Below are 24127 nucleotides of genomic sequence, written 5' to 3'. Positions count from 1 at the left end.
GTTAATCCTTCTGGAGGGCCGTGATGGTTACGGCGTCTGGGGTTGTCTGGTGGACTGCAGGGACAGTGGAGCCCGGCAGCGAAGCAGCAGCGGCACCATGTGCCACGGCCTGACGAAGGCAGTCCTGGGGGGACCCACCTTGGGTGGCGGCCAGCAAGTAGCCGGCCAATGCGGAGTCCCCGGCACCCACCGTGCTGACGGCCTGGATGGGCGGATGCGTGGCGAGCCACGCTCCGTCCGCCGTCACAAGGATCGCGCCCTTGGACCCGAGCGTTGCCAGAACTGCGCCAACACCGCTGTTTACGACGGCGGCAGCAGCCCGGGCGGCTTTCACCGGGTCTGCTTCCAACTCGTCAGCGGTGGAGACGTTGGTGAAGCCGGCGGCACTTGCGAGCTCTGCGAGCTCTTCCGCGTTCGGTTTGAGGAGGTCCGGCTTCCCGTCGGTTTCGCCTTCCAAAGCTGCCGCAAGGGGCGCTCCGGATGAGTCGATGGCGATGCCGGGGGCTGCCGTTCCGTCATTCCGCGACCGCAGCCGGCGGGCGATCGTGGCGTAGAAATCCGCAGGAACTCCTGGTGGGAGCGATCCCGCGAGAACCACCCAGCTGGCGCCACGGGAGCGCTCCAGCAGCAGCCCGATCAGGGCTTCCTGCTGGTCACCGCTCAGTTCCGGGCCGGGTTCGTTGATCTTGGTGGTGACGCCGTCCGGCTCGGTGAGCGTGACGTTGCTGCGCAGCGCCTGACCGATGGGGAGCGACGCAAACGGCACACCGGCGTCGTGCAGTCCGGAAAGGACCGGATCCGAGTCGGCGCCCGGCAGGACCGCAACGGTTTCGAGGCCGGAGGCCACGAGCGCCCGGGACACGTTGACGCCCTTTCCACCGGATTCCTGATGGACGGCGACCGCGCGCTGCACTTCTCCGCGCGCCAGGACGGCAGGGAGTTCCACGGTGCGGTCAAGGCTGGGGTTGGCAGTCAGGGTGACGATCATGCGATCACCACGTCCACACCGGCGTCGGCGAGTGCCGCGGCAAGTTCCGCGGAGGGTTCCTGATCTGTGATCAACGTGTCAACATCCTTCAAAGTGGCGAACTGGACCAGTGTTTCGGCGTCCAGCTTGGAAGAATCGGCCAGTGCCACGACGCGGCGGGCTGACTTCACGAAGGCAGCCTTGACTGCGGCTTCTTCGGTATCGGGCGTGCTCAGCCCAAAGGTCGCGTGGATGCCATTGGCTCCCACGAAGGCGATATCGGGTCGGAGCTTGTACGCAGCCTCCACCGTGGACTGCCCCACTGCGGCCTGGGTCAGTCCACGGACGCGGCCTCCCAGGATTTGGAGAGCGACGCCGGGTGTGGAGGAAAGCTTTCCGGCAATGGGTATGGCGTGGGTGATGACCACGAGTTCTTCATTGGGGTTCGACGCCGGCGTCCGCTGGGCGATGAGGTCCGCGAGTGTTTCGGTGGTGGAGCCGGCGTCCAGCAGGATGCTTCCCGTGGTGAGCTCGGGGATAAGTGACAGCGCGGCGGCAGCGATGCGGAGCTTCTCTGTTTGGCGTTGGATGGCGCGCTCAAGGATGCTTTCCTCGCGGGTGCTCAAACGGTCCGTGGGTACGGCCCCGCCGTGGACCCGGCGCAGGTTCCCGGATACCTCAAGGGCGGCGAGGTCGCGGCGAATGGTTTCAGTGGTGATGCTGAAACGGTCGGCGAGTTCGGTGACGCTCACCCGTCCGCGCTCTGCGACGAGTGCGGAGATCAGTTGTTGGCGCTCTTCTGCGAACACTTACCCTCCATTGCGGTAAAGCCATAATGCGGAGCAGCCACCCCCGTGACTGCTGTCACAACGATGTGGAATTGCTTGACTCTATCTTTGTTTGTGTTGGTAAGTCAATAGAAACCAACATAAACAAAGATGATGGAAGGCTGGAGTGGTGTAAGAAGGCTTAAAAAGGGGCACGCCGCGCTCCCTGTAGCGCGACGTGCCCTCGTCGGGTCCTGACTGGGGGATTTGCCGGGACCCGGTCCATGGGGTGTGCCGAAGCGGTGGCTGTTCGACCGTTAAGAGCTGGGCTTCGGCGGTTCTCCCGGCCGGTCAGGTGACGGTGTTGGTTCCGGAACAGGGGGCGGCCCGGGTTCCGGCAGCGGGACCGGCTCCGGCGTGGGTCCCGGCCCGCGGTTGGGCGCGGGTTCCCGTTCGGGTGCAGGGTCCGACGGGAATCCACTCACGGCGTGACGCTCCTTCGGTGGCCGTGGTGCTGGGGGCGCAGGATCTGTGGCCGCAGGCTCCGGGGAGTACTGCTGGGGAACTTGCTGGAATCCCAGCCGCTGCCCAGGTAATCAATGGGAAGGTTGTCCGGATCGGGGGGATCCGGGAGTTGGTGCTTGCTGCCGCGTGTGGCTTCGGAACTCGTCGCCAGTGACTTCTTCCTTGGCTTCTCTGCTGTCATATCTTCTCTCCGGTTGGGTCCTTCGGATACTGCTGCGCTTTGCTACTCCCGCGTAGTCCAGCCCCTCAGTCGGGTGTTTCCATACGGAAACCGCACTTGCATCCGAGGACGCGTGTATTGATGTAGACCTCATAGACCCGCACCGGCCGGCCAGGTTGCAAAGCCAGCGAAGCCTCGATGGTGCGCAATTCGCAGCTCCTGGTTTTCATGGGCTCGCCACAATGCAGGTACTGGCCGCCGAACTGCAGTACGCCCTGCGAGATGCCCGGGCGGTTCAAGACAACAGCTACCCGCTGGACGCTGGCGGTCTGCTCGTAGGAGTACCTGCAGGCCCTGCATTCGTAGGCGACGTCCACGGTGTTGGGTGCCGGCGGGTAGTGGGACTGGATGGAATTGACCAGAAGGTGCTGGTCGGTATTGCAATGCGCACACCAAAGTGGTTCATCGGGCGGCTGATGAGCTTCGTCCGGAACTCTCGACGCGGGCTGGGCGGGCATGGCTGTTCACCTCGGCAAGGAAACGTTGGCGCCCGGCTTCATGAGCTAAAAAACCACTGGGCCCGTCGACGCGGACCGTAGCAAGATTGTGCACATAGGTGCACCGCAGATGCAAGGATTCTGGCGCTTCTTCCGGAAAGGACGCGCCATTGATCCCGGGCGAACTTAGACTGAGGCATGAAGGAAATTCGCGTTGAAATTGAGGTGCCCGACTACGTTTCAGCGTCGGACGAAGCTTCAGTGCCGGAGCAGCTGCAGGACCTCGTCATTGACAGCGAGGACGTTGGCGGCTTCCTTGAAGAGCTTGCCGTTTTCTCTGCCGACGCAGCCTCTCAAGCCGTTGGCATGAACGTGCTCTGCGGCATCACCTTGAGCCGGCGGCACCGCTCCATCACTGTTGCGGGGAACAATCACGAGGCCAGATTGATCGACGAAGTCCAGCAAGCTTACGGCGACGGGCCCTGCCTTGAGGCCATGCGGACCGGCGCCACGGTTCTTGTCCCGGACACCTCCAGCGAGTGGCGATGGCGGGACTACTGCGCCGTGATTGCGGAGCGGGGGCATCTTTCCGCTCTCTGTGTTCCCTTGGAGTTGGATGAAGGGGCCACGGCCGCACTGAACTTCTTCGCTCCGCAGGCGAGGGCATTTGACACCGTTACCATCCGGAATTGCGAACTCTATGCCAGCCAGGCGGAGCGTTCACTGCGGTTGGCCGTGCGCATAGGCACCAAGCAGCAACATGCAGACGATCTCCAACGAGCCATGCGCTCCCGTACCGTGATCGACCTCGCTTGCGGCATCATCATGGGGCAAAACCGCTGCAGCCAGGACGAGGCCTTCAAGATTTTGACCAAGGCATCCAATGGCCGGAACCAGAAGCTGCGTGACGTTGCGGAGCAGCTCATCAAGGCTGTGGGCAGCGAAGCGCCGGCCTCCCATTTCAAGCCGTAACGTAGACTCCGCCTGGCCCCCCGGGATGTTGCTCACTTGTGACGCCCGCCACTTGTGAACTACATTCATAGGTGGGTTAAGCAGATAGCCCTTGGAACCTCATGACCTGGAACCATCCCGGATGGTCCAAGAACTGCACTTCATAGCCGTGGCCACTATCGGCCGGCTCGCCCCGTGCACCGCATGCAGGCTTCCACAAGGAGCATTCCGCTTCTCCCGACGCTGTTCAGGTGTGTCCCCATTTAGGACTGTTGTCGGAAACCACCTCACGGTGGATACGTGCATAAAAGGAGAATGGCAATGACGCTTGGATCCCCGATACCCGCCCCCAAACCCGGGGCGACACCCGCAATTGCGGACACCGGCACCCGGCCCTGGTGCACAGTTTGTGACACAGATTCGTACATTTTCATAGAGACCGTCGTAGAAGCAGAACCAAACCAGTCCGAAGTTGTTGAAGTCAGCTACACCTGCAGTGAGTGCGATACCTTCTACGCCCACGCAGTCCGCCTTGAGGAGCTGATCCCGGAGATCCAAACCGAGTTCCTGTCCACGTCCGCAGCCGGCCTTTGGTTCAGCTGCACGCATTGCGGCGAACCCATGACGCTGGGCCGCCCCACCGAGCGGGTCATCGAGGCACCCCGGACCACTGAAGATCCGGGCAGCCCGAGCTTGCTGGATGTCTACCTGCAAACGCAGGTGCTGCACTGCCGGTGCGGTTTCCAGATGGAGGTTCCCCGTCACGTCGGATAGCCGCCAGCTCTAATTTCACAATCATGGGGAGGGAGCTATGCGCACGTTCGGCGTTGAAGAAGAGTTGCTGATTGCCGATCCTGTCGACGGCAAGCCATTGGCACTTGCTGCGGGAATCCTGGACGTGGCCTCCGGGTCCGGCAAGGGACCGGAGGATGCTCCCTCCCTCAAGTCCGAGTTCAAGCAGGAACAAATCGAGGTCAACTCCAGGCCCTGCGGCACCGCGGCTGAACTTCGCGACGAGATCCGGTTGGGCCGGTGGTTGGCCGACTCAGCCGCCCGGACCGTGGGTGCGAGGGTAGCCGCACTGGCCACACCTCCGGAGTTCCATGCCACGCCAACGTTGGGAAACCAGCGCTATGCCGTCATGGGCACGGAGTTCGGGTTGATTTCACGGGAGCAGCTCACGTGCGGTTTCCACGTGCACGTGTCCATCGAATCGCCCGAGGAAGGCGTCGCGATCCTGGACAGGATGCGTGCCTGGCTGCCAGTGCTCCTTGCGTTGAGCGGCAATTCGCCGTTCTGGATGGGGGCCGATACCGGCTTTGCCAGTTACCGTACGCAGATTTGGAACAGGTGGCCGACGGCCGGGCCCATGGATGTTTTCGGTTCAGCCGACGGCTATCGGGCAGTGCTGGAAGACCTCCTCGGCACGGGCGTCCCCCTCGATGAGGGCATGATCTACTTCGACGCCCGCCTGTCGCGGGGACACCCGACGGTGGAGCTCCGCATCGCCGACGTCTGCCTTTACGCGGAAGACGCGCTCACCATCGCGGTCATCGCCCGTGCCCTGGTGGAAACTGCGGCGGGCCAATGGCGTCAGGGGGAGCCGCCGTCGGACGCTGTGACCAACCTGCTGCGGATGTCCAACTGGCGTGCCAGCCGCTTTGGCATCAACGACCAATTGCTTCACCCGGCAGACCAGCGCCCGTACCCCGCCGCGGATGTCGCCGGGGCCCTGCTGCGGCACGTCCGCCGGGCGCTGACGGCCAGCGGCGACCTGGCGCTTGCGAGGTCCGGCGTGGCCCGGATCCTGAAACGCGGCACCGGGGAGCGGCTTCAGCGCCAGGCTTACGCCAAGCGCCTCAGGCTCGCGGACGTTGTGGCTGCGGCCATCGCATCCACGCACGAGTACGGGGAACGCTCCGACGTCGGGCTTGCGCGCCGGTAACAGCGCGCTGCGGTAGTAGGGCGCGTAGCGTCACGAAAAGTACGACGGCGGGAGGCGCCGTGGGTGCCCACGTCACCGCCCGTCGTCGTGCTTGTTCTTGGTGGGAGTCTAGCCCTGGTTGATACGGATCATGTTGCCGGAGGGGTCGCGGAAGGCGCAGTCGCGCGGGCCCCATGGCTGGTCAATCGGTTCCTGCAGCACTTCTGCGCCGGACGCGCGGAGCTTCTCGAACGTGGCGTCGAGGTCGTCCGTGGTGAACACGAGCATGGGCATGACGCCCTTGGTGAGTAGTTCCTGGATGGCATCGCCATCGGCTTTGGAACGCCCTGCATGCGGTGGGGACAACACGAGTTCCAGGTCCTGCGACGGGCTGCCGAGGGTGACCCATCGCTGCCCGTCGGAGCCGACGTCGTTCCTGACCTCAAAGCCGAGGGCGTCGCGGTAGAAGGCGAGTGACTCATCGACATCGTTGACAGTGACGTGTGCGTACTTCAATGAAATGTTCATGGCACTCACGCTATTGCAGCTGTGCGGCGCGCGCTTCTTCGATCCTGCTCAGCTTCTGGCTGCCGCTTTGCGCTCCGGGCGCGTCTGCTGCTTGGCGATGCAATTGGGCATGGCTTTGACGGCTTCGTGTTCCAGGGAACGGTATTCACTCGGCGGCATCCCAACAATCTCCGTGAAGCGCGAACTGAAGGAGCCCAGCGAAGTACAGCCCACTTCCATGCACGCATCGGTGACGCTGGTTCCGGCACGGAGCAGGGCCATGGCCCGCTCGATACGCCGGGTCATGAGGTAGTTGTAGGGCGATTCTCCGTACGCTGCCTTGAACTGGCGGGAAAAGTGCGCTGGCGACATGAGTGCGCCGGCGGCTATGGTGGGAACATCCAGCGGCCGCGCGTACTCGCGGTCGATGAAGTCACGGGCACGCCGCAGATGGGCCAGGTTGGCCAGTTCCTGCGGTGTCATGCCGTCAGTCTATAGGCTCATCCCATGGATTCAGTGGTTTGGTCGAAGCCCGAAAACCAGCGCGCGGGCACCCCCTTGTTGGTGATGATGCACGGTTACGGCACCAGCGAGGAACGCATGGTGGAGCTGTTCCCGCACCTTCCCGGAGAATTCACGTGCGCAGCCCTCCGCGGGCCCAAAGTGATTGGCGACCATTACGGCTGGTTCCTCCTGGACTACTTCCTGACCAACGATTTTGCCGACGTGATCACCTCAACCAACCGGGTCTTCGACTGGATCAACTCCGTGAAACGCAACCACAGCAGCGTGAGCCTGCTCGGGTACTCGCAGGGGATGGCCATGGCTAGTACGCTCCTGCGCTTGCGGCCCAAGGAATTCGCTGCCACCGTGGGACTGTCCGGGTTTGTGATGGACAACGACCTCCTGGCGCTCAGCGAGTCCTTTGACACGCCCCCGCCCTTCTTCTGGGGCAGGGACAAAGCCGATCCCGTGATCAATGAGGACGCTATCGCGCACACGGAGGAATGGCTGAACGCCAACACGGCATTGACCGCGCGGACGTATCCGGGCATGGGGCATCGAATCGAAGCTCCCGAGCTCGTGGACGTCAGCGCTTTCCTGCGCTACTACGTCCTCGGCACGCGCTGACCCCCGCTCCTCCCGCCCAACTGGGTCGCATTTGTGCGCGTTCTGGGCCGGCAAAACGCGCACAAATGCGACCCAGTTGGGTGAGCGGGGCCCGGATTAGACGGCATCAAGGGCCGTCGGGGCAAGGTTTTTCCAAGATTCGCGTCACAATTTCGCATTCGCCCACACGTTATTGAATGGCAAAATTGTAAGCGCTTACACTTTTGGCTTGCGGCTCCCCAACGCGCCGCCACCCAAAGGTGTCACCGAGTATGGAAAGGGTTGAGGCCGTGTTGCATGGTTAAGACTCACAGGGCGACAATCCAGGACGTTGCTGTCCTCTCCGGTTTGTCCATTTGCACGGTATCCAGGGCTCTGCGGAACCTCCCCAACGTTTCCGAAAAAGCCCAGCGGCAAGTGGCTGAGGCGGCCGGCAAGCTCGGCTACAGGGCCTCGGCGGCAGCATCGAGGCTGGCCGGCGGCACCACCGGTTCCGTGGCCATCGTCGCCCCCACCGCCACAGCCTGGTTCTTCGCCCAGGCCGTGGAAGCAGCAGAGGAAGTTTTCGGCGACAGCGGGTACGACACCGTGCTGATCAGCCTCCGGAACAAAAAGAGCGTCAGGCAGCAGGTCTTTGGCGACCTTGCAAGGCTCTCGCAGCGCGTGGACGGCCTCTTGCTGCTCAATGTTGACCTCGGCCCCGACGAAATGGCAGCCTTGGAAGCTTCCGGCTTGGCAATCGCCAGCGTGGGCATGCGCAATGTTCCGTGGGACAATGTTGGCATCGATGACGAGCACGCAGCCTGGCAGGCCACCCAACACCTGCTGGGGCTGGGCCATTGGGACTTGGCCGTTCTCTCGAGCAATGAACTCCCCGTTGTGACTGAGACCGCCCGGTTCCGCGGCTTCAGGCGTGCGCTGGATGAACACCACCTCACCGTCCACCCGGACCTTGTGGTGGGTGCCGGGCCAAGCATCGACGACGGCCGGCGGGCAATGACTGACCTCATCACCCGCGGCGCACGGCCCACTGCGGTGTTCGCCCATTGCGATGAGGCGGCGTTCGGTGCGCTGATGGCGTTGCGGGACCACGGCATGTCCGTGCCCAAGAACATGTCGGTGATCGGCATCGACGACCACCCCATGAGCTGGTTCCTTGGCCTGAGCACTGTTGCCCAACCGGTCGCCGACCAAGGCGCTTTTGCAGCAAGCCTGCTGTGCGAACAACTGATGAATACCGAAACCCCCAACCAACCCTCCAACCACCTGCTCGATACCAAGCTCATCGAACGCAAGACCACGCGCCATAAGCGCTGAACGGACGTATGCACATGACTGATCTTCGTAATGCCTGGACCAGCGCTTCGGCACTGTTGTTCGACCTCGACGGCGTGCTGACGCCCACTGCCGTAGTGCATGAGCAGGCGTGGCAGGAACTGTTCGACGGCTACCTTGCCGAGGCCGGCCACGAGCAGGGCTACCGGGAGAGCGACTACTTTGACCACATCGATGGCAAACCGCGCTTCGACGGAGTGCGGGACTTCCTGACCTCCCGTGGCATCACCTTGCCCGAAGGCCCGGTGCACGACCATCCGGACAACCAGACGGTGCAGGGTTTGGGTAACCGCAAGAACGCGATTTTCAACGAGATCGTGGACACCCGGGGCGTGGAGCCGTACGCCGGCTCGGTCAAATTCATCAACGCAGCGCTCGAGCGGGGGCTCAAGGTGGCTGTGGTGTCGTCGTCCCGTAACGCTCCCGCGGTCCTGAAAGCCGCCGGACTGGACCACCACTTCAAGGTAGTGGTGGACGGCCAGGTGGCTGCCGCCGTCGGACTTCCCGGAAAGCCGGACCCTGCAACGTTCACGTATGCGGCCTCGCTGCTTGGGGTGCCAAGCGAGGAATGCATCGTGGTTGAAGATGCCGTTTCCGGTGTGCAGGCCGGCAGTGCCGGCAACTTCCAAGCCGTGATCGGCGTGGACCGCGGTGCAGGCCGCCAAACCCTGCTCGACGCCGGCGCGACGCTGGTGGTCGATGACCTCAACGATCTCCTCTGACCCTACTTTTTTCGAAGGACTTCAACAGCCCATGGCACTCATCAGCTCCGATCGGCTGCGCTTTCCCTGCGAGCCTTGGAAGCTCGTGGAAAACATCCACGTCCCGGGGGACGAGGGAACCCTTGAGACCTTGTTCGCGCTTGGCAATGGCCACCTTGGCATTCGTGGTGCGCATTCCACGCGGGGGGACGGCGAGCTTCCCGGCACGTTCATCAACGGCTTCCACGAGATCTGGGACATCAAGCACGCAGAGAATGCGTATGGCTTTGCCCGCACAGGCCAGCGGATCGTGTACGTGCCGGATGCCAACAACTTCATGGTGTCCATCGACGGCGAAGCCTTGAGCCTGGCCGAGTCCACCGTGCTGGACTACCACCGCAGCATCGACTTCTCCACAGGCGTCTATGAGGAGAGCACCACGTGGGCATGCCGCTCGGGTGCGGTTGTCACCACGGTGGAGCGGCGCGCAGTCGGCTTCGATTCCCGCGGTTGCCTTGGCCTGGAACTGACCCTGAGCGCTGACCGCGATGTGTCCGCGGACATCACGTCCGCCGTCGTGAACCGCCAGGACCAACCCGTGGAGGACCACTCGGTCCACGACCCCCGCCGCTCCGGCCGCCACGCGGGCCGTGTCCTGTTGCCGCTGCACCTGCACGGCGCAGACGGTTCCCTGCGGTTGGCTTGGGAGACGTCCGAGTCGCGGCAGCGCATCGCCGTTGCCGTGGATCACTGGATCTCTCTGGAAGGCCAGCCTTTTGAGACCGTCGTGGCTGAGGACGAGTCCACCGTCCGGTACGTCCTGGCCATCAACGACGGCGAAACGTTCCGTTTGGAGAAGACGGCCAGTTACGTCGTGGCCGGCGCGGATACGGCCGAGGACCGGGGCGAGAGCCTGGCCGTGGAAGCCGAAGCGAACCTCCTGCCCTTCTCCGAGATCCTGACACAGAGCCACGACCATTACAGGCAGTACTGGACCACTGCGGATGTAGCGATAGGCGGCCAGCCGGAGCTGCAGCAGGCAGTACGGTGGGGTCTGTTCCAGTTGGCCCAGGCTACTGCGCGTGCCGGGGTTGCGGGGATCCCCGCGAAGGGTGTGAGCGGTTCCGGTTACGAAGGGCATTACTTCTGGGACCAGGAGGTGTACCTGTTGCCGTACCTCACGTACACCAACCCCGCCGGAGCGCGGAAGGTGTTGGAGTCCCGGCATGCGATGCTTCCGGATGCCCGCGTCAGGGCGAAAGAGCTGAGCGTCGACGGCGCGTTGTTCCCCTGGCGGACCATCAACGGTTTGGAGGCCAGCGCGTACTACGCCGCCGGAACAGCCCAGTTCCACATCGCCGCGGCCATCGCGTTTGCGGCAAACCGTTACGAGTGGGCCAGCGGAGACGCGGGCTTCCGCGCAGAGGTGGGCGCCGAGTTGCTTATCGAAACGGCACGGATGTGGGCCTCGCTGGGGTTCTTCGGCAAGGACGGCATGTTCCACATCCACGGCGTCACGGGCCCGGATGAGTACACGGCCGTGGTCAACGACAATCTGTACACCAACGTGATGGCCCGGTTTAACCTGCGTGCAGCGGCTGCGTTGGAACACGCCGGAATCACCGATACGGAACGAATGGTGTGGCGGCAGGCAGCCGAGCGGATGTCGCTGCCCTACGATACCCACCTCCAGGTGTACAGCCAGGACAACGACTTCATGACGCTGGAGCCGTGGGATTGGAACACACCGAAGTCCAAGTACCCGCTGCTGCTGAACTTCCACCCGTTGGTGATCTACCGGCACCAGGTCCTCAAGCAGGCCGACACCGTGCTGGCGATGTTCCTGCAGTGGCAGGACTTCACGGCAGAGGAAAAGCAGCGCGCCTTCGACTTCTACGATCCCATCACCACGGGCGACTCCACCTTGTCCGCATGCGTGCAGGGAATCATGGCGGCCGAGGTCGGGTACGGCGATGTGGCACTGAAGCACTTCACCGAGGCACTGTTCATCGACTTGGATAACTCGCACGGCAACACGATCGACGGCGTACACATCGCCTCGACCGGCGGCATCTGGAGCTCCCTGGTTTGTGGTTTCGCAGGCATGCGTGACCAAGGCGAGGTACTGCGTTTCGATCCGCGCCTGCCCGCCGAGTGGGATGGCTTGTCCTTCCGCCTCAAGGTCCAGGGCCGGCTGTTGTCCGTGGAACTCGCACAGGGCTCCATTGCACTGGCCCTCGAACCGGGACCGGACTACAGCATCGAACCGCTGCTCGTGAACGTGCGCGACCACGACGTCACCGTCGGTGCCGGCACGGTCACGGTGCCGCTGGACAGCGTGCCCGTCCCGCCGCCGTCGATCTTCCCGAGCGTTTTCCCGACGGCGGGACTTCCGATCGTGCACGCGTAGCCTCCCGCTCAGCGCGGGTCCCGCCGGTCAGTTGACGCGGCGGGTGTGGTCCTCGATCAGGCCACTTGCTGCGATTTCCCGGAGCGAATAGATGGCTTTTGCCGCGGTGTCCTTGTCGTGGAAACACATGGAGAGCGCTAATTCGGTGCCCTCCGCGTCCACCAGGCGCACCCGGCAGTCGCCGTCTGCCGCATCGATGAGTTCAAAGTGTCCTGCCATTAGAGGACTCCTTTCCGGGGCTCACCGGCGGAGGAGGCTACCGCCCGGGAACCTTTGGCTGCGGAGCCTTTAGGCACCGACTCCTTGGTCGCAGGCGTCGTCGGCACGGCCTCCGGGCGGCGCCGCCGTTCGAGTTCGTTCGTGATGAGTTCCAGCAGGGCCTTTGCAGGCTCGGACAAGTGATGCGTGTCAGCGGATCCGAGCTCGTCGCAGTGGATCAGGACGTGGCGGATCCGCTCCAGTTCGCGGGTGGGCACCAAAGGCCAACGGCGGAACAGTTGTCGGACTGCGATCGCCCCTAGGAGCGCATCGGGCTTGTTGGGAAGATCATGCGGCCTTGTTGCTCCCCGTCGAGCAACGGAAGCGGTGAACGGCACTGCTCCATGGGCGGCATGATGACTGACTTTGAGGGAATTGGGGGCCATGCGGACCTCCCGAAGTAGAGCGAAGGAAGCCGGCTGCGTGACTTAGAAATTAGCTTACAGAATGTGAGTTATGTCATGTCAATCATTACGTTTGGCTAATTCCGGTCCGGGCACGTGGGCCTGTTGCCCGGGCTCAGGGTGCAGTAAGTTGCTCGCATGGACGACACCTATCAGGTCATCATCGTTGGGGCCGGGTTCGCCGGCGTTGCTGCTGCCAAGGAACTGGGCCGCAAGGGCGTGCGGGTCCTGCTCATCGACTCGAACAACTACCACCAGTTCCAGCCGCTCCTCTACCAGGTGGCAACATCGCAGATCGGTGTATCCGCCATCGCCCGTCCGCTCCGCTCGGTATTCCGGCGGCATAAGACAGTCCGGGTTTTGACGGCGGAAGTGGCATCGGTCAACGCGGCGGAACGGACTGTCACCACGGCCGATGACCGTACACTGCGCGCGGATGTCCTGGTCCTCGCCGTCGGGGCGGTCCCGAATTTCTTCAACACGCCGGGCGCGGAGGAACACGCCTATCCGTTGTACTCGGTGACGGACGCCACCAAGCTCGGTTCCGGCCTGACACGCCTCTTGGACCATGCAGACAGGAATCCCGATGACGCAGTAGATGTGGTGGTTGTGGGCGGCGGTCCCACCGGTGTGGAGACGGCCGGTGCCATGGCTGAGAACGTCAAGTACGTGGTCGGCAAGTACTTCTCGCCGGACCTGGCGTCCCGCTGCCGCGTCCACTTGGTGGACCTGGTTCCCACAGTGCTCAGCATGTTCTCCACCAAGTCCCAGAAGTATGCCGCCCAGCACCTGGCCAAGGTGGGAGTGCAGTTGCATATGGGACAAGGCGTCACCGAGGTCCGGGCAGATGGCGTGACGCTGGCCGACGGAAGCCGCATCCCCGCCCAAATTGTTGTGTGGGCCGGCGGCTTGAAGGCGGGCGGGCTCATCGCCAACTCGGGACTGCTGCAAGGCAAGGGCGGGCGCATTGACGTCTTGCCGGACTTGACTGCGCCGGACACCACCGGCGTTTATGTCATTGGCGATGCCGCCAACATCACGGATTCCACCGGGGCTAAACTTCCGCAGCTCGGCTCGGTGGCGCAGCAGGCAGGAAAGTGGGCTGCCCGGAACATCCACGCCGACCTCACGGGCGGCACCCGGAAGCCTTTCGAGTACCTGGACAAGGGCTACATGGCAATGGTGGGACGCGGTGCAGCGGTGGCGGAGATTGGCCGCAAACGAGTGCAGTTGCAGGGTCCGTTGGCCTTCCTTTCCTGGCTCCTGGTGCACTTGGCATTGCTCTCGGGCACGCAGCAAAAGGTCAGGGCACTGTTTTCGTGGCTCAACGGCTACGTCCTGCACAGCCCGGCCCAAGTGGTGGTGAGCGGGCCAACTGACAAGGAATAGCTAACTGCGTGCGGGAGTAGCGGCCAGTACGCGGCGGGCACGGGCCAGGATCGCGGACGCGAGAACCACGCCACCCGCAACGGCTGCGGCGACCGCCGTCGGGAATGACTCAGGCGCGTCAGTGCTGCGACCGACGCTGATCCATGCAAGTCCCCAGGTGATGGCGGCCGCCAGGGCCAAGCGGCCTTGGCCCTTGATCGCCAAAGCGATCCCCACCACGGCGACTATCGCCAAGACGGCGACGGACCACACTTCCGGGCGCAGGCCAAGGCCCGAGAACCCCGCGGCCTTCAAGGCGGCCGCGATGTTGGCGCACACGGCCACGCTGGTCCAGCCGAGGTAGAGGCCAAGGGTTCCGTCGACGACAACTGCCTCTATCCACGAGGTGGCGCGACTGTGGCTGTAGCGCAGGAAAGCTGCCACCAAAACGCCGAGCAGTGCAAGGATCACCACGACGCTGGCCGCAAGCCGGCCGGCCTGCACGGAGAGGATCCATACCGCGTTCAGGATCATGGAAACGCCTACTGCCCACCCAAGCGAACGTTGCCGGGGGTTGGTCCTTTGCGATGGCAGCCACTGCCAGGCAGTGTAGGCGGCCAGCCCTGCGTAGACCACGGACCAGATGGAGAAAGCGGGCGTCGCGGGGGCAAGAAGCGTTGCGTCAGCAGCCAGGGCGCCGCCTGCGGCCTGGGCGATGGGTGTCCCGCCGAAGACTCCGACGCCGATCATCGAACCTATGATGCACACCGCCAGGCTCACAGTTACCGTGACTTGCCGTGCGATGTCCGATCTTCCGGAAGGTGCCATGTGCCCAGCCTCTTTCCTGGTGGAGTGCCTGCGGTCTATGCGGTTGAAGAACTTCTTGGCTTACTATCAAATGCTAGTGAAACGAGCTTCACGCTTTTCGAAGGAACATGGATGAACGCGCAAGGGCATGCGAAAGGCTACTGGTACGGGAAGGACCCCGGCCGCAAGGAGATCGCTGTTGGCGTCCTGAACGCCCTTCGCGACTACCGGACCTCCGAACAGGCGATGCGCCGCCGAACCCGTTCATCCATGTTGATGGGTGAAAAGGACCTGCTGGCGCTGAGGTACCTTTTTGAAGCGGAAGCCGACGGCAGGGTGATGAAGCCGAAAGACCTCGGCGAGCGTCTGGGGATAACGTCTGCTTCCATGACCACGTTGATCGACCGCCTCGTGGACTCGGGACACATTCGCCGCGAACCCCACCCCACGGACCGGCGGGCGCTGATTCTGCGGCCCACACCGGCGTCGGACGAGGAAGTCCGTCACACCCTGGGAGGAATGCACCGCCGGATGCTGGACGTCGCCAGCGCGTTGAGCCCCGAAGAATCAAGGATCGTGGTGGAATTCCTGGAGCACATGCGCGAAGCCTTGGACACCGTCGACGAAGAACCCGGCTCCACTGGAGGATCCGCAGGGGAAACCCACCCGTCATGATGTGACGTTCCAGTGCAGGATGAGGATCAGCGTCACCAGGAATCCTGAACCGTAGTTGAGCCAGATGAAACGGCGCCATGCCTTGTTGGTAAGTGCCGCCGTCGAATCCGTAACGTTCCACCACGGGGCGCAATTGAGGATGTACGGCAGGGCGATGATGGCCGCAAGCGGCCCGGGCCACGGCGTCAGCAGCATCGCCAGTCCCGCGAGCAACCAGAGTACGACGGCGGTCCGCACCGTCCGGCGGGCACCGAAGACTGTCGCTATGGAAGCGATGGCGGCCTGCCGGTCCGGCTCGAGGTCCTGGACCGCGCCGAAGGCGTGGGCGGCCATGCCCCACATGAAGAATGCCCCCAGCAGGATGATGAGGCCCGGCGTCACGTCGGCGCCAGCCAAGGCCAACCCGACCACGGCGGGACTGACGAAGTGCGTGCTGGACGTCATCGAGTCCAGTACGGGGCGTTCCTTGAAGCGCAATCCGGCCACGGAGTACGCCACCACGGCGAAGGCACTGACAGTAAGGGCCGCCCATGCTGCCGGTCCACCGGCGAGGCCCAGGACCAGGAGGAAGGGCACGTTGGTGATCGCTGCAAGCCAGAGCATGGGCCGGTGCAGTTCGGGTTTCAGGAGGGCGCCCTCGATGCCTCCCTTGCGGGGGTTTTGCAGGTCAGAGGCGTAGTCGAAGACGTCGTTGATCCCATACATTGCCAGGTTGTAGGGGATCAGGAAGTAGAGCGTGCCCACGATCAACACCCAATCGATCTCCCGCGTTGTCAGGAGCATGGCGGCGGCGAAGGGGTAGGCCGTGTTGATCCAGCTCACCGGGCGCGACGCGAGCAGGGCCTGATTAACCCAACTGGGTCGCAGCAGAGCGCGTTTAGCGGGCTGAAAACGCGCTCTGCTGCGACTCAGTTGGGATCGGCTGCCGGGACCCGAAACCGTGGAGCGCTTCCGCGTCAGCCATACCCAGAGTCCGGGCAGCACGAGGACGCCCGCCAGCGGGTACGCGAAGTCTTCCGCCGGCGCCAGGCCGATCTTCAGGCCGAGGATGTGGGAGTCGTCGTAGTGGAACAGCTCCATGCCGATCATGATGTTGTCGAACACGGCTGTGAGGATAGCCAGCGCTCCGAAGGCGATTCCTACCGCCTTCCAGTGCCGGCCCGCCCCGCCTTCGCGGGAGCCCTTCCGGGCGAACACCACGCCCGTCGCGGCCGCGACGGCGATGAACGCGAGCGAGAGCCAAAAGTACGTCACGCGTTCTCCCTTTCCCGGCTGTGTGTTCGTTCACGGTGTTGGGCCCTCCCGCGCCGGGACTTCGCCGGGTTGGCGGGGCTCCCACCCAGGATCCGGCGTGCACCCGTGTAAAGGACCATGGTGCACAACACCAGGAACAACAGGAACACGGGCTCTTCGATCGGCAATTCCGGCGCGATCAAGATCCCTGTAGCGATCGCACCCTCGCCGCGCAGGAAGATTCCCAGGCCGATTCCGGCCAGGTCCCAAGCCAGCAGGAACACAACCCCGACCACCGTCACGATCGTCGCCGCTCCGGCGTCGCGCCAGAAGAACAGGCGGAAACGCTGATCGAGCAACAGCATGCACGCGATGCCCGCCAGCAGGGACGCCAGGTACACGAATCCCATCAGCCGGCGTTCCGGGTCATGACGCGGGCCGGCTTCACGACGGCTGGTCCGGGGCTGTGGTCTCCGCGGATCCGCTTCAGCACCAGCTCTGCGCTGATCAGGCACATGGGGACGCCGACGCCGGGCGCCGTGGTGGCACCTGCATAAAAGAGTCCCTTCACCCGTTTGGAGGCGTTCTGGGCCCGGAACATGGCACTCTGGCCAAGGGTATGTGCCGGCCCGAGCATACCGCCGCGCCAGGAGTTGTAATCGCGTGAGAAGTCGCCGGGTCCGATGGTGTGCCGGACCACAATACGCTCCCGGAGATCCGGAATGTCCGCCCATTCGGCAAGCTGTTGAATGGCTGCATCGGCTGTCCGTTCCACCAAGGAGTCACCCGTTCCGTCGGGGCCACCGGAACCGATGGAAGGATCCGCGGGAATGGGAACCAGCACGAAGAGGTTCTCATGCTCCTGCGGAGCAACATCCGGGTCCGTGGCGCTTGGCTTGCACACGTAGATCGAGGCGGGATCGGGGATTCCGGGCCGGTCGCCGAAGATGGAGGCGAAATTCGCGTGCCAGTCCCGGGTGAAGAACAGCGAGTGATGGGGGAGTTCCGGCAGCCCACCGCGCACTCCGAGCATGACGAGGACCGCCCCGGGGCCGCTGGTGCGGCGCTGCCACCACGTGCCGGGATAGCTCCGGTCCTCATCGCCCAGCAGGGAGGTCTCCGTGTGGTGCAGGTCAGCTCCTGAGACCACGATGTCGGCAACGCTGAAGTGCTCAGCACCGTGACTGTCCCGCCACCGTACGCCGGTCACCTCCCGGTCCCTCCCCGGGAGGACACGACGGCGGCCCAAACCACCCAGGTGTCCCTTGCCTCCCGGACGGGGTACTTCGCGCGTGGTGATCCGGAGCGCCTCTGCGCCGGTCTGAATCCGGACGCCCTCCTTGATCGCCAACGCCTGAAGCCGTTCAACGAGTTGATTGAATCCGCCCATGGGATACTGCACGCCATCGCCCAGGTCCAGTGCGCTCATGAGGTGGTACATTGCCGGCGCGTCAGCCGGGTTGGTGCCAAGGAAGACCGCCGGGTAACCCAGGATCTGCCGAAGGACGGGGTGCTGGAAACGCTGTGCCGCGAACTTTTCCAACGGCGTGGCCAACAAACGGGCCAGCAAGGGCAGGCCACGCAGGACATCCGGATGAAGGAGTGACTGCAGCCTGGTGAACGGGTTGTACAGGAAGAAACGCTCTGCCATTTCCGACGTGCGTCTCGCCGAATCAAGGTACTCGGCAAGGAGGGGTGCGCTCCCGGGCTCAACCCTTTCGAACAGTTCCATGACGCTTTTGCTGCCCAACGGAACTGTCAGCGGTTCCTGCCGTCCGCCGTCGTGCTCCGGCTCGCTGAAGACGCGGTAGGCGGGACTGAGGGTTCGCAGATCAAGCTGTTCGGCGGTGCTGGTTCCCAGCATTTCGAAAAAGTGGTCAAAGACGCCCGGCATCAAATACCAGGAGGGACCGGTGTCGAAGCGGAAGCCGTCCCGCTCCAAGGTGCCGGCCCGGCCTCCCGCGCGGTGGAGCTTTTCAAGGAGCTGGACCTCATGGCCTTCGTGGGCCAGGAGTGCGGCGGTGGCAAGCCCAGCGATGCCACCGCCGATGACGACAGTCCGGGTCATCAGCGTGGCTCCAGCCAGGTTGAAGCCACAGCGCGGGCGGCCAAGCCGGCCTTGAAGACATCCGGAACGCGGACGCGGCATTGATACAGCTCGTCCACGGTAGTTTGTTCGATACGGTGCGTCAGCGCTGCAAACAATGCGAGCGCACTCCTCACTGCCGCACGGGCATCATGCGGCAGGAGGGGGATGACCGCGTTGGCATCGGCCAACTGGGCCCGGATGGTCTTGACCCACTCCAAGCGGTCGTGATCCTCGAGGTGATCCGACGTGCCGAGGTAGTTGCGGCCCAACCTGGCGGTGTCGTCCGAAAGGTCGCGGAGGAAGTTGATGTTCTGGAAAGCAGCCCCCAACCTGCTGGCGCCGTACTGCAAGGCCGCGGCGTCGCCGTCGTCGATGTTCCGGCCCTGCATGAACACGCGAAGGCACATCAACCCCACAACCTCTGCCGAACCGTAAACGTAGCCCTGGTGTGCCGCCGCGTCGAAGCGGAGCGGCACCCCTGCGGGTCCGGAGCGCTCGCCGAGGTCCGTCCGCATCGAGGCAAAGAACGGGTCCGTCAGAGACTCGTCAATGCCGGACGCGCGGGCGGTTTGCGCGAACGCGTGGATGATGAGGTCGCTGCTGTAGCCGAGCTTGAGCGCGCGATGCGTCTCGTCGATGAAATGGTCCAGGGCCTCGCTTTGCTGCTGGTGGCTGAGGCCTGCTTCCGCGGTCACGCCGTCAACGAGTTCGTCGGCCACGCGCACCAAGGCGTAGATGTTCCGCACATGCTGCCGGTGCCTGGGGCCGAGCAACCGCGTCGCGAGACCGAACGAGGTGGAATAGGCCGAGATGACCTGGTTGGCTGCCCGTTCGGCGGTACGGGTGAAGTGCGTGAACGACGTGTCCATGGCGAGGGTCATGATTGCCGTCCTTCCAGCTGAGCGGCGAGGTCGATCAGGACGTTGCGGGCGTTTTCCGGGATCTCCGATGTCGCGCTGTTGAGGAGGCCATGGAACTCCCTCAGTTGCTCGTCGATGAGGCCTTGGACGAAGGACTCGGCGCCACACTCCGACAGCTGCCTGCGAACTTCTTCCGCATCCTTGATAATGAGCTCGGGACGTCCGAACCAGGGCTCGATGCCAGGCCATGCGCCCGTCATCCGTGCGTAGGCAATGATGGCCGTCTGCTTCCCCTCCCGCAGGTCCGAGAAGGGGTCCTTGCCGTGCCGCCGCGGGTCTCCGAACGTGGAGAGGAGATCGTCCTGCAGTTGGAAAGCGAGCCCCAGATGGCGGCCGGCTGATGCGAGGGAAAATTCCTCGGACGGTTCAGCACCGGAGAGGGCGGCGGCAGCGCGGAGAGGGAGTTCGAACGTGTAGGTGGCGGTCTTGTAGCCGCACATCACCAGTATCGTTTCCAGTTCGGGGGCGATGATGCCGTCCCCCAGCCCGACGTCCAGCTGTTCCCCGGCGACCGTCTCGTTGATGGTGTGTTCCAGGAGATCGAGGAGGCGTACACGGAGCGGGTGGGGAAGGTCGGCCCGTGCGAACGCTTGGTGTGTTCCGGCCAGCAGCATGTCGCCCATCAGGATTCCGCCGGTTTGTGCCCAGTGCAGGCGCGAATGCGGATGCTTTTGCTCGGACCCGGGTATTCCGCCCCCGGGTATTCCGCCTGCCGCCGCCAGGAGGGACCCGATGAGGTTGGGCTTGCCGCGGCGGACCAGATCGCCGTCGATAACGTCGTCGTGGAGGAGGAACGCGTAATGCAGGAGTTCGATGGCAGCGGCGATGCTGATCGCTGTCCGGCGTTGATCCTCAGCCCGAGGCGTTCCAGGGCGGCGAAGGGCGTCGTACGTCTCCATCAGCAGGAGCGGGCGTACGAACTTCCCGCCGAGAACGTTCTCGCCGGCAAGAGTCCAGAGCCTGGTGAACTCCGGGCCGTAAGGGGCTGCCGCCCGTGTCCGTGCCGAGATCAGTCCGTTGAGTTCATGCTCGATCGCGGTGCAAAGGTCGCTGCGGCTCCGGACGGTGCTTGACGTTACAGTCATGCTCCGGCTCCGAGCGCAAGTCCCTGGACCTCCAGAAGCTGGGGAAATTGCATGGCCAGCCAAGGGCTGAAGACATCAGGTGTGCGTTCAAGCGAGACTTCCAGCAGCGCCGGAGTGACCCACACGTAGTCGGCGACTTCAAGCGGGTTGGGGTTGACCGAACCCGACATGCGGGCGACGTAGACGGGGCAGATTTCGTTTTCCACGATGCCCGAGGGATCCACAGCCCTGTAGCGGAAGCCCGGCAGGGCTATTTCCACCCTTTTGGCATCTACGCCGAGTTCGTAGTGCGCACGCCGCAACACCGCGTCTTCCATCGCCTCACCAGGGGCCGGGTGGCCGCAAAAGCTATTGGTCCACACTCCGGGCCAGGTCTTCTTCTCGGGCGAGCGGCGGGTCAGCAGTATCTCGCCGGCGCCGTTGAGGAGGTAGCAGGAGAACGCCAGGTGCAGCGGTGTCTGCTCGGTATGCACTCCTTCTTTGGGTGCTTCGCCGATGGGCGTGCCGGCGTCGTCGAGAAGGACGACCATTTCTGTCGCGTTCACTGTTACGCCTTCCCTCAACGCCGTAGGACTGGGTGGGTGGCCCGTCTGAAAATTGCTAGACAAGCTAGAAAGAAGATTACCATGTAGGAAGGTAGGTGTAACATACTCACATGTCCACGCCTGAAGAAATTGACGCATCGGTTTCTTCCGCGATTTATCACTTGGACGCCAACGACCCCAGCCGCCGGTTGTTGGAACGGTCCGGCCTGTCAGAGGCTGACCTGAGGCAAATCAATGCCTTGATGGACGCGCTCGGGCGCCTTCGGGAAGCTGAACGGCGGCTTTCCGATGCTTCGTTGAAATACATGAAGCTGAACCAGTCGGACATGAGGGCGCTCCACTACTTGATCGTCAGCGCCAATCGCGGGGTGATTGCAACACCGGGCGCCATTGCTGCCCATCTAAGGATCTCGACGGCGTCCACCACCAAGCTGCTCGACCGGTTGGAACGGGCAGGCCACGTCACGCGCGAAGCCCACCCTTCAGATCGGCGGGCCCTGGCAATCGCAATCACCCCTGAAACCCACGAGGCAGCCATGAAATCGGTTGGCAGGCAGCAGGCCCGGCGTTTCCTTGCGGCCGCACGCTTGACGCCGGCGGAGCGTGACGTGGTGATGCGCTTCCTTGACGATATGGCGGCCGAAATCGCGCTCGGTCCGGACGCCTGGGTGAAGTAGTTCACAGGGTTAACCGGCGGTTCACTGAAACCCGGCAAGCATCGGGACAGTGGCGGCTGAGCTCTCCTGCAGCCGCTCCTCAGTACTGGAACATCGGCTCAGTACAGGAAGATCGGCAGCCAGTCCCGGTTATGCGCGTGCACCAGGGCCAGGAAAAGCACGAAGTCAAAGAGCAAGTGAACTGACACCACGTATGTGAAGGACTTGGTGAGCTTGAACGTGTAACCCTGCAGCAACGCGAAAGGGAAAGTCAGGAGCGGGCCCCAGGCCTGGTACCCGATCTCCCACAAGAATGATGAGAAAACAATCGCCTGCAGGAGGTTGGCCAGCCAGTCCGGGAAGTGTTGCCGCAGGAGCGTGAACGTGGTGCAGATGAAGAACAACTCGTCCCAGATGCCAACGGCGTTGACGCCCAGGAAGAGCCGCCAGAAGATCGTGGGGTCCGAGGCGTCCGGCCAGTTCCTGTAGACACCCGTACTGATCAGATATGCAGGCAGGATGAAGTAGCCAAGCGCCACGACGCCGATCAAGTACAGCTTTGCCGCCAGCGGCCACTTTCGGCCGGTGTTAACGGGAAACCTGATGATCTTTTCGCGGTAGGCGAATCTCGAGACGAGCCAGGGGACGAGTACGGCCAGCGTGAGGGCGGCGCCCATGAGCGCCATGTGTTCGATGCTCAGGTCGGCATTCAGGGGCACGAGGCTGATGATCACCAGTCCCGCGGCCACCAGGGCGAGGTGGCGCATCAATGTGAAGTCGATGAAAGCGGCCGTCGCGATGCTGGCGAGCAACAGGGCATAACCAAGCACTTCGTTCCCGAGGGCAAAGAGCGGCGCTCCGGACGCAGAAAGCAGCGCGGCCGGCAGGAGCTTCCAACTGAGCGCTGTCCGCGGGGTTTCCGTCGAGATTGAAGTCACCTTCCAAGCATCTCAGTGCATGCGGCTGCCCGTCACGGTTTCACGGTTGTCTCCGGCTTTGTGGCGGATTCGTGCGGATTTCTCTGTTAGATTCGTGACAAGGCCCACACGGTTTGGGCCGGGTCATGGCTGGCCTAGCCAGTGGGGGACACACATAAAGGAATACTCGATGGCTCAAGAAGAGGGCTCTATTCCGCCGGGCGGCGGTGCTGAGCACTTGCCTGGGGATGGCGTTGCGGCGCCACCGTTGGCAGGCGATCCGACGATGCGCGAGCAAGTAGTGGACATCATCGACTCCATTCTTGCCGACACTGATCCCAGGAGTGAGGACGCCCGGACCAAGCTCCGCCAATTGGTGGAAGCCCGTCCTGACGATCCCGAGGCAGTTCTGCTGGAACACCTGCTCGAAACCAGGAAGGCAGCAGCGTCAAGGCCTGAGCTCCCGGCCCGGCAGCCGTCCGCAAATGTTCACCTTGAAAGCTCCACTGCGGCGCGGGTCGTGACCGTGCCCGTGAGTCATGAAGTTCGGGAAGACATCGAAACGATCCTGGCGGACAAGTTGTTGCTCACGGCGTTCCAGCCCGTGCACGCCCTGCCGGAAGGTGAAGTGGTGGGTGTGGAGGCTCTCACCAGGTTCGTGGGTGCGGATGGTGCCAGCGCAGATATTTGGTTCCGTGAGGCAGAAGCTGCCGGCCTGGGGACCGAGCTGGAAATCGCGGCCCTGTTGTGCGCCCTGGCAGCGGCCAAAGACGTTCCGGACCACATGTATATTGCGTTGAACCTGACGCCGGCTACGTCCCGGGACTCCCGCGTGCGAAACCTGCTCGCCGCTGCCGCCCTGGCGCCGAACCGGATCATCGTAGAGCTGACCGGCAGCCTGGAAGGCGCGGATGCCCAACCGGGCGAAGGGCTGGAACCCCTGCGTCCGCTCGGTTTGCGACTGGCGGTCAGCGCGTCCGGGGCAGGCTTCGTTTCCATGGACCGGATCAACGATTTACGCCCTGACATCATCAAGCTGGACCGCCACCTGATCGAAGGCATCGCGGCCAGCGAAGGGCAACGGATCCGTGCCAGGGCCGTTGTGGAGCTTGCCCGCGAGATTGGCGCGGCAGTTGTGGCGGAAGGCATTGAAACCATCGAGGAACTCGAGGAAGTCACCGCGTTGAAGGTTACGGCCGCTCAGGGCTATCTTCTGGGGCGGCCATCAGTCCATCCGCTGGATTGGTCGGCGTGGAGCATCCGGGCGCAGGAGGAAGCGCAGCCCGCGGGTTAAGCACTTGTAGGCGGCAACTAGA

Annotated in this window: 27 protein-coding genes; 11 read left to right on the top strand and 16 right to left on the bottom strand. The window is 63.6% G+C overall.

Annotated features, from left to right (window positions below; translation table 11 throughout):
- Position 1: 1 nt before the first annotated feature.
- The 4 genes from AB0N65_RS10555 to AB0N65_RS10540 all read right to left on the bottom strand — a co-directional run bounded on the left by AB0N65_RS10555 (position 2) and on the right by AB0N65_RS10540 (position 2937).
- Positions 2–988 (bottom strand): 1-phosphofructokinase family hexose kinase, encoded by a 987-nt coding sequence (locus AB0N65_RS10555; RefSeq protein ID WP_364160869.1) that lies wholly within the window; start codon positions 986–988, stop codon positions 2–4.
- On the bottom strand, positions 985–1776 hold the full coding sequence (locus AB0N65_RS10550) for a DeoR/GlpR family DNA-binding transcription regulator (RefSeq protein WP_364160867.1): 792 nt from the start codon (positions 1774–1776) through the stop codon (positions 985–987). The genes AB0N65_RS10555 and AB0N65_RS10550 overlap by 4 nt, the downstream gene beginning before the upstream one ends.
- Before the next feature lie 439 nt (positions 1777–2215).
- Positions 2216–2440: a hypothetical protein gene (locus AB0N65_RS10545; RefSeq protein WP_364160865.1), complete on the bottom strand. Its 225-nt coding sequence runs from the start codon at positions 2438–2440 to the stop codon at positions 2216–2218.
- Positions 2441–2505: 65 nt separating this feature from the next.
- The gene (locus tag AB0N65_RS10540; RefSeq protein WP_364160863.1) at positions 2506–2937 is read right to left on the bottom strand and encodes a hypothetical protein; all 432 of its coding nucleotides are present in this window, start codon (positions 2935–2937) and stop codon (positions 2506–2508) included.
- Between the two features lie 177 nt (positions 2938–3114).
- Here AB0N65_RS10540 and AB0N65_RS10535 point away from each other — a divergent pair, with 177 nt between their 5' ends.
- From AB0N65_RS10535 to AB0N65_RS10525, 3 genes are all read left to right on the top strand, one after another.
- Positions 3115–3888 (top strand): GAF and ANTAR domain-containing protein, encoded by a 774-nt coding sequence (locus AB0N65_RS10535; RefSeq protein WP_364160861.1) that lies wholly within the window; start codon positions 3115–3117, stop codon positions 3886–3888.
- A gap of 300 nt (positions 3889–4188) precedes the next feature.
- On the top strand, positions 4189–4641 hold the full coding sequence (locus tag AB0N65_RS10530) for a hypothetical protein (protein WP_364160859.1): 453 nt from the start codon (positions 4189–4191) through the stop codon (positions 4639–4641).
- Positions 4642–4678: 37 nt separating this feature from the next.
- Positions 4679–5812 (top strand): glutamate--cysteine ligase, encoded by a 1134-nt coding sequence (locus AB0N65_RS10525; RefSeq protein WP_364160857.1) that lies wholly within the window; start codon positions 4679–4681, stop codon positions 5810–5812.
- Between the two features lie 108 nt (positions 5813–5920).
- Here the strand turns inward: AB0N65_RS10525 and AB0N65_RS10520 are convergent, their stop codons facing one another.
- Complete coding sequence (locus AB0N65_RS10520; protein ID WP_364160855.1) at positions 5921–6319, bottom strand: VOC family protein; 399 nt, start codon at positions 6317–6319, stop codon at positions 5921–5923.
- Positions 6320–6367: 48 nt separating this feature from the next.
- The gene (locus AB0N65_RS10515) at positions 6368–6781 is read right to left on the bottom strand and encodes a helix-turn-helix transcriptional regulator (RefSeq protein WP_364160853.1); all 414 of its coding nucleotides are present in this window, start codon (positions 6779–6781) and stop codon (positions 6368–6370) included.
- A gap of 24 nt (positions 6782–6805) precedes the next feature.
- On the opposite strand from AB0N65_RS10515, the gene AB0N65_RS10510 reads away from it, so the two are divergent.
- The 4 genes from AB0N65_RS10510 (at position 6806) to AB0N65_RS10495 (ending at position 11854) form a co-directional block, all read left to right on the top strand.
- Positions 6806–7429 carry a phospholipase gene (locus AB0N65_RS10510; RefSeq protein WP_364160851.1) on the top strand — a complete coding sequence of 208 codons (624 nt, stop codon included), beginning with the start codon at positions 6806–6808 and terminating at the stop codon, positions 7427–7429.
- Between the two features lie 276 nt (positions 7430–7705).
- A complete protein-coding gene (locus tag AB0N65_RS10505) occupies positions 7706–8725 on the top strand; it encodes a LacI family DNA-binding transcriptional regulator (protein WP_364160849.1) in 1020 nt (339 codons plus the stop codon).
- Positions 8726–8733: 8 nt separating this feature from the next.
- Positions 8734–9465: a beta-phosphoglucomutase family hydrolase gene (locus tag AB0N65_RS10500; protein ID WP_364160847.1), complete on the top strand. Its 732-nt coding sequence runs from the start codon at positions 8734–8736 to the stop codon at positions 9463–9465.
- A gap of 31 nt (positions 9466–9496) precedes the next feature.
- Positions 9497–11854: a glycosyl hydrolase family 65 protein gene (locus AB0N65_RS10495; RefSeq protein WP_364160845.1), complete on the top strand. Its 2358-nt coding sequence runs from the start codon at positions 9497–9499 to the stop codon at positions 11852–11854.
- Between the two features lie 27 nt (positions 11855–11881).
- Here the strand turns inward: AB0N65_RS10495 and AB0N65_RS10490 are convergent, their stop codons facing one another.
- On the bottom strand, positions 11882–12073 hold the full coding sequence (locus AB0N65_RS10490; RefSeq protein ID WP_364160843.1) for a hypothetical protein: 192 nt from the start codon (positions 12071–12073) through the stop codon (positions 11882–11884).
- On the bottom strand, positions 12073–12498 hold the full coding sequence (locus AB0N65_RS10485; RefSeq protein WP_364160841.1) for a hypothetical protein: 426 nt from the start codon (positions 12496–12498) through the stop codon (positions 12073–12075). The genes AB0N65_RS10490 and AB0N65_RS10485 overlap by 1 nt, the downstream gene beginning before the upstream one ends.
- Before the next feature lie 156 nt (positions 12499–12654).
- On the opposite strand from AB0N65_RS10485, the gene AB0N65_RS10480 reads away from it, so the two are divergent.
- On the top strand, positions 12655–13905 hold the full coding sequence (locus tag AB0N65_RS10480) for an NAD(P)/FAD-dependent oxidoreductase (protein WP_364160839.1): 1251 nt from the start codon (positions 12655–12657) through the stop codon (positions 13903–13905).
- Here the strand turns inward: AB0N65_RS10480 and AB0N65_RS10475 are convergent, their stop codons facing one another.
- Positions 13906–14712, bottom strand: a complete 807-nt coding sequence (locus tag AB0N65_RS10475; RefSeq protein ID WP_364160837.1) for a TspO/MBR family protein — start codon at positions 14710–14712, stop codon at positions 13906–13908.
- 111 nt (positions 14713–14823) lie between these two features.
- On the opposite strand from AB0N65_RS10475, the gene AB0N65_RS10470 reads away from it, so the two are divergent.
- Positions 14824–15366 (top strand): MarR family transcriptional regulator, encoded by a 543-nt coding sequence (locus AB0N65_RS10470; RefSeq protein WP_364160835.1) that lies wholly within the window; start codon positions 14824–14826, stop codon positions 15364–15366.
- On the opposite strand, the gene AB0N65_RS10465 is transcribed toward AB0N65_RS10470, so the two are convergent.
- From AB0N65_RS10465 to idi, 6 genes are read right to left on the bottom strand one after another with little or no spacing between them, the layout of a single operon-like run.
- The gene (locus AB0N65_RS10465) at positions 15361–16620 is read right to left on the bottom strand and encodes a prenyltransferase (protein WP_364160833.1); all 1260 of its coding nucleotides are present in this window, start codon (positions 16618–16620) and stop codon (positions 15361–15363) included. The genes AB0N65_RS10470 and AB0N65_RS10465 overlap by 6 nt on opposite strands.
- A complete protein-coding gene (locus tag AB0N65_RS10460; protein WP_364160831.1) occupies positions 16617–17009 on the bottom strand; it encodes a lycopene cyclase domain-containing protein in 393 nt (130 codons plus the stop codon). Before AB0N65_RS10460 ends, AB0N65_RS10465 begins: the two co-directional genes overlap by 4 nt.
- Positions 17009–18667 carry a phytoene desaturase family protein gene (gene crtI / locus AB0N65_RS10455; RefSeq protein WP_364160829.1) on the bottom strand — a complete coding sequence of 553 codons (1659 nt, stop codon included), beginning with the start codon at positions 18665–18667 and terminating at the stop codon, positions 17009–17011. Before crtI ends, AB0N65_RS10460 begins: the two co-directional genes overlap by 1 nt.
- Positions 18667–19569: a squalene/phytoene synthase family protein gene (locus tag AB0N65_RS10450; RefSeq protein WP_364160827.1), complete on the bottom strand. Its 903-nt coding sequence runs from the start codon at positions 19567–19569 to the stop codon at positions 18667–18669. Before AB0N65_RS10450 ends, crtI begins: the two co-directional genes overlap by 1 nt.
- Positions 19566–20693 carry a polyprenyl synthetase family protein gene (locus AB0N65_RS10445; protein ID WP_364160825.1) on the bottom strand — a complete coding sequence of 376 codons (1128 nt, stop codon included), beginning with the start codon at positions 20691–20693 and terminating at the stop codon, positions 19566–19568. Before AB0N65_RS10445 ends, AB0N65_RS10450 begins: the two co-directional genes overlap by 4 nt.
- Positions 20690–21238 carry an isopentenyl-diphosphate Delta-isomerase gene (idi, locus tag AB0N65_RS10440; RefSeq protein WP_364160823.1) on the bottom strand — a complete coding sequence of 183 codons (549 nt, stop codon included), beginning with the start codon at positions 21236–21238 and terminating at the stop codon, positions 20690–20692. Before idi ends, AB0N65_RS10445 begins: the two co-directional genes overlap by 4 nt.
- A 110-nt stretch (positions 21239–21348) precedes the next feature.
- On the opposite strand from idi, the gene AB0N65_RS10435 reads away from it, so the two are divergent.
- Complete coding sequence (locus AB0N65_RS10435) at positions 21349–21915, top strand: MarR family transcriptional regulator (RefSeq protein ID WP_364160821.1); 567 nt, start codon at positions 21349–21351, stop codon at positions 21913–21915.
- A 98-nt stretch (positions 21916–22013) separates the two neighbouring features.
- Here the strand turns inward: AB0N65_RS10435 and AB0N65_RS10430 are convergent, their stop codons facing one another.
- A complete protein-coding gene (locus tag AB0N65_RS10430; RefSeq protein WP_364160819.1) occupies positions 22014–22832 on the bottom strand; it encodes a CPBP family intramembrane glutamic endopeptidase in 819 nt (272 codons plus the stop codon).
- A 169-nt stretch (positions 22833–23001) separates the two neighbouring features.
- On the opposite strand from AB0N65_RS10430, the gene AB0N65_RS10425 reads away from it, so the two are divergent.
- Complete coding sequence (locus AB0N65_RS10425; RefSeq protein ID WP_364160817.1) at positions 23002–24105, top strand: EAL domain-containing protein; 1104 nt, start codon at positions 23002–23004, stop codon at positions 24103–24105.
- The last annotated feature ends 22 nt before the right edge of the window (positions 24106–24127 follow it).

It is taken from the genome of Paenarthrobacter sp. NPDC089322 (assembly GCF_040684895.1).
Taxonomy (GTDB): Bacteria; Actinomycetota; Actinomycetes; order Actinomycetales; family Micrococcaceae; genus Arthrobacter.
Note: the sequence above shows the minus strand (reverse complement) of the source record. Positions and strands in the feature narration are given on the sequence as shown.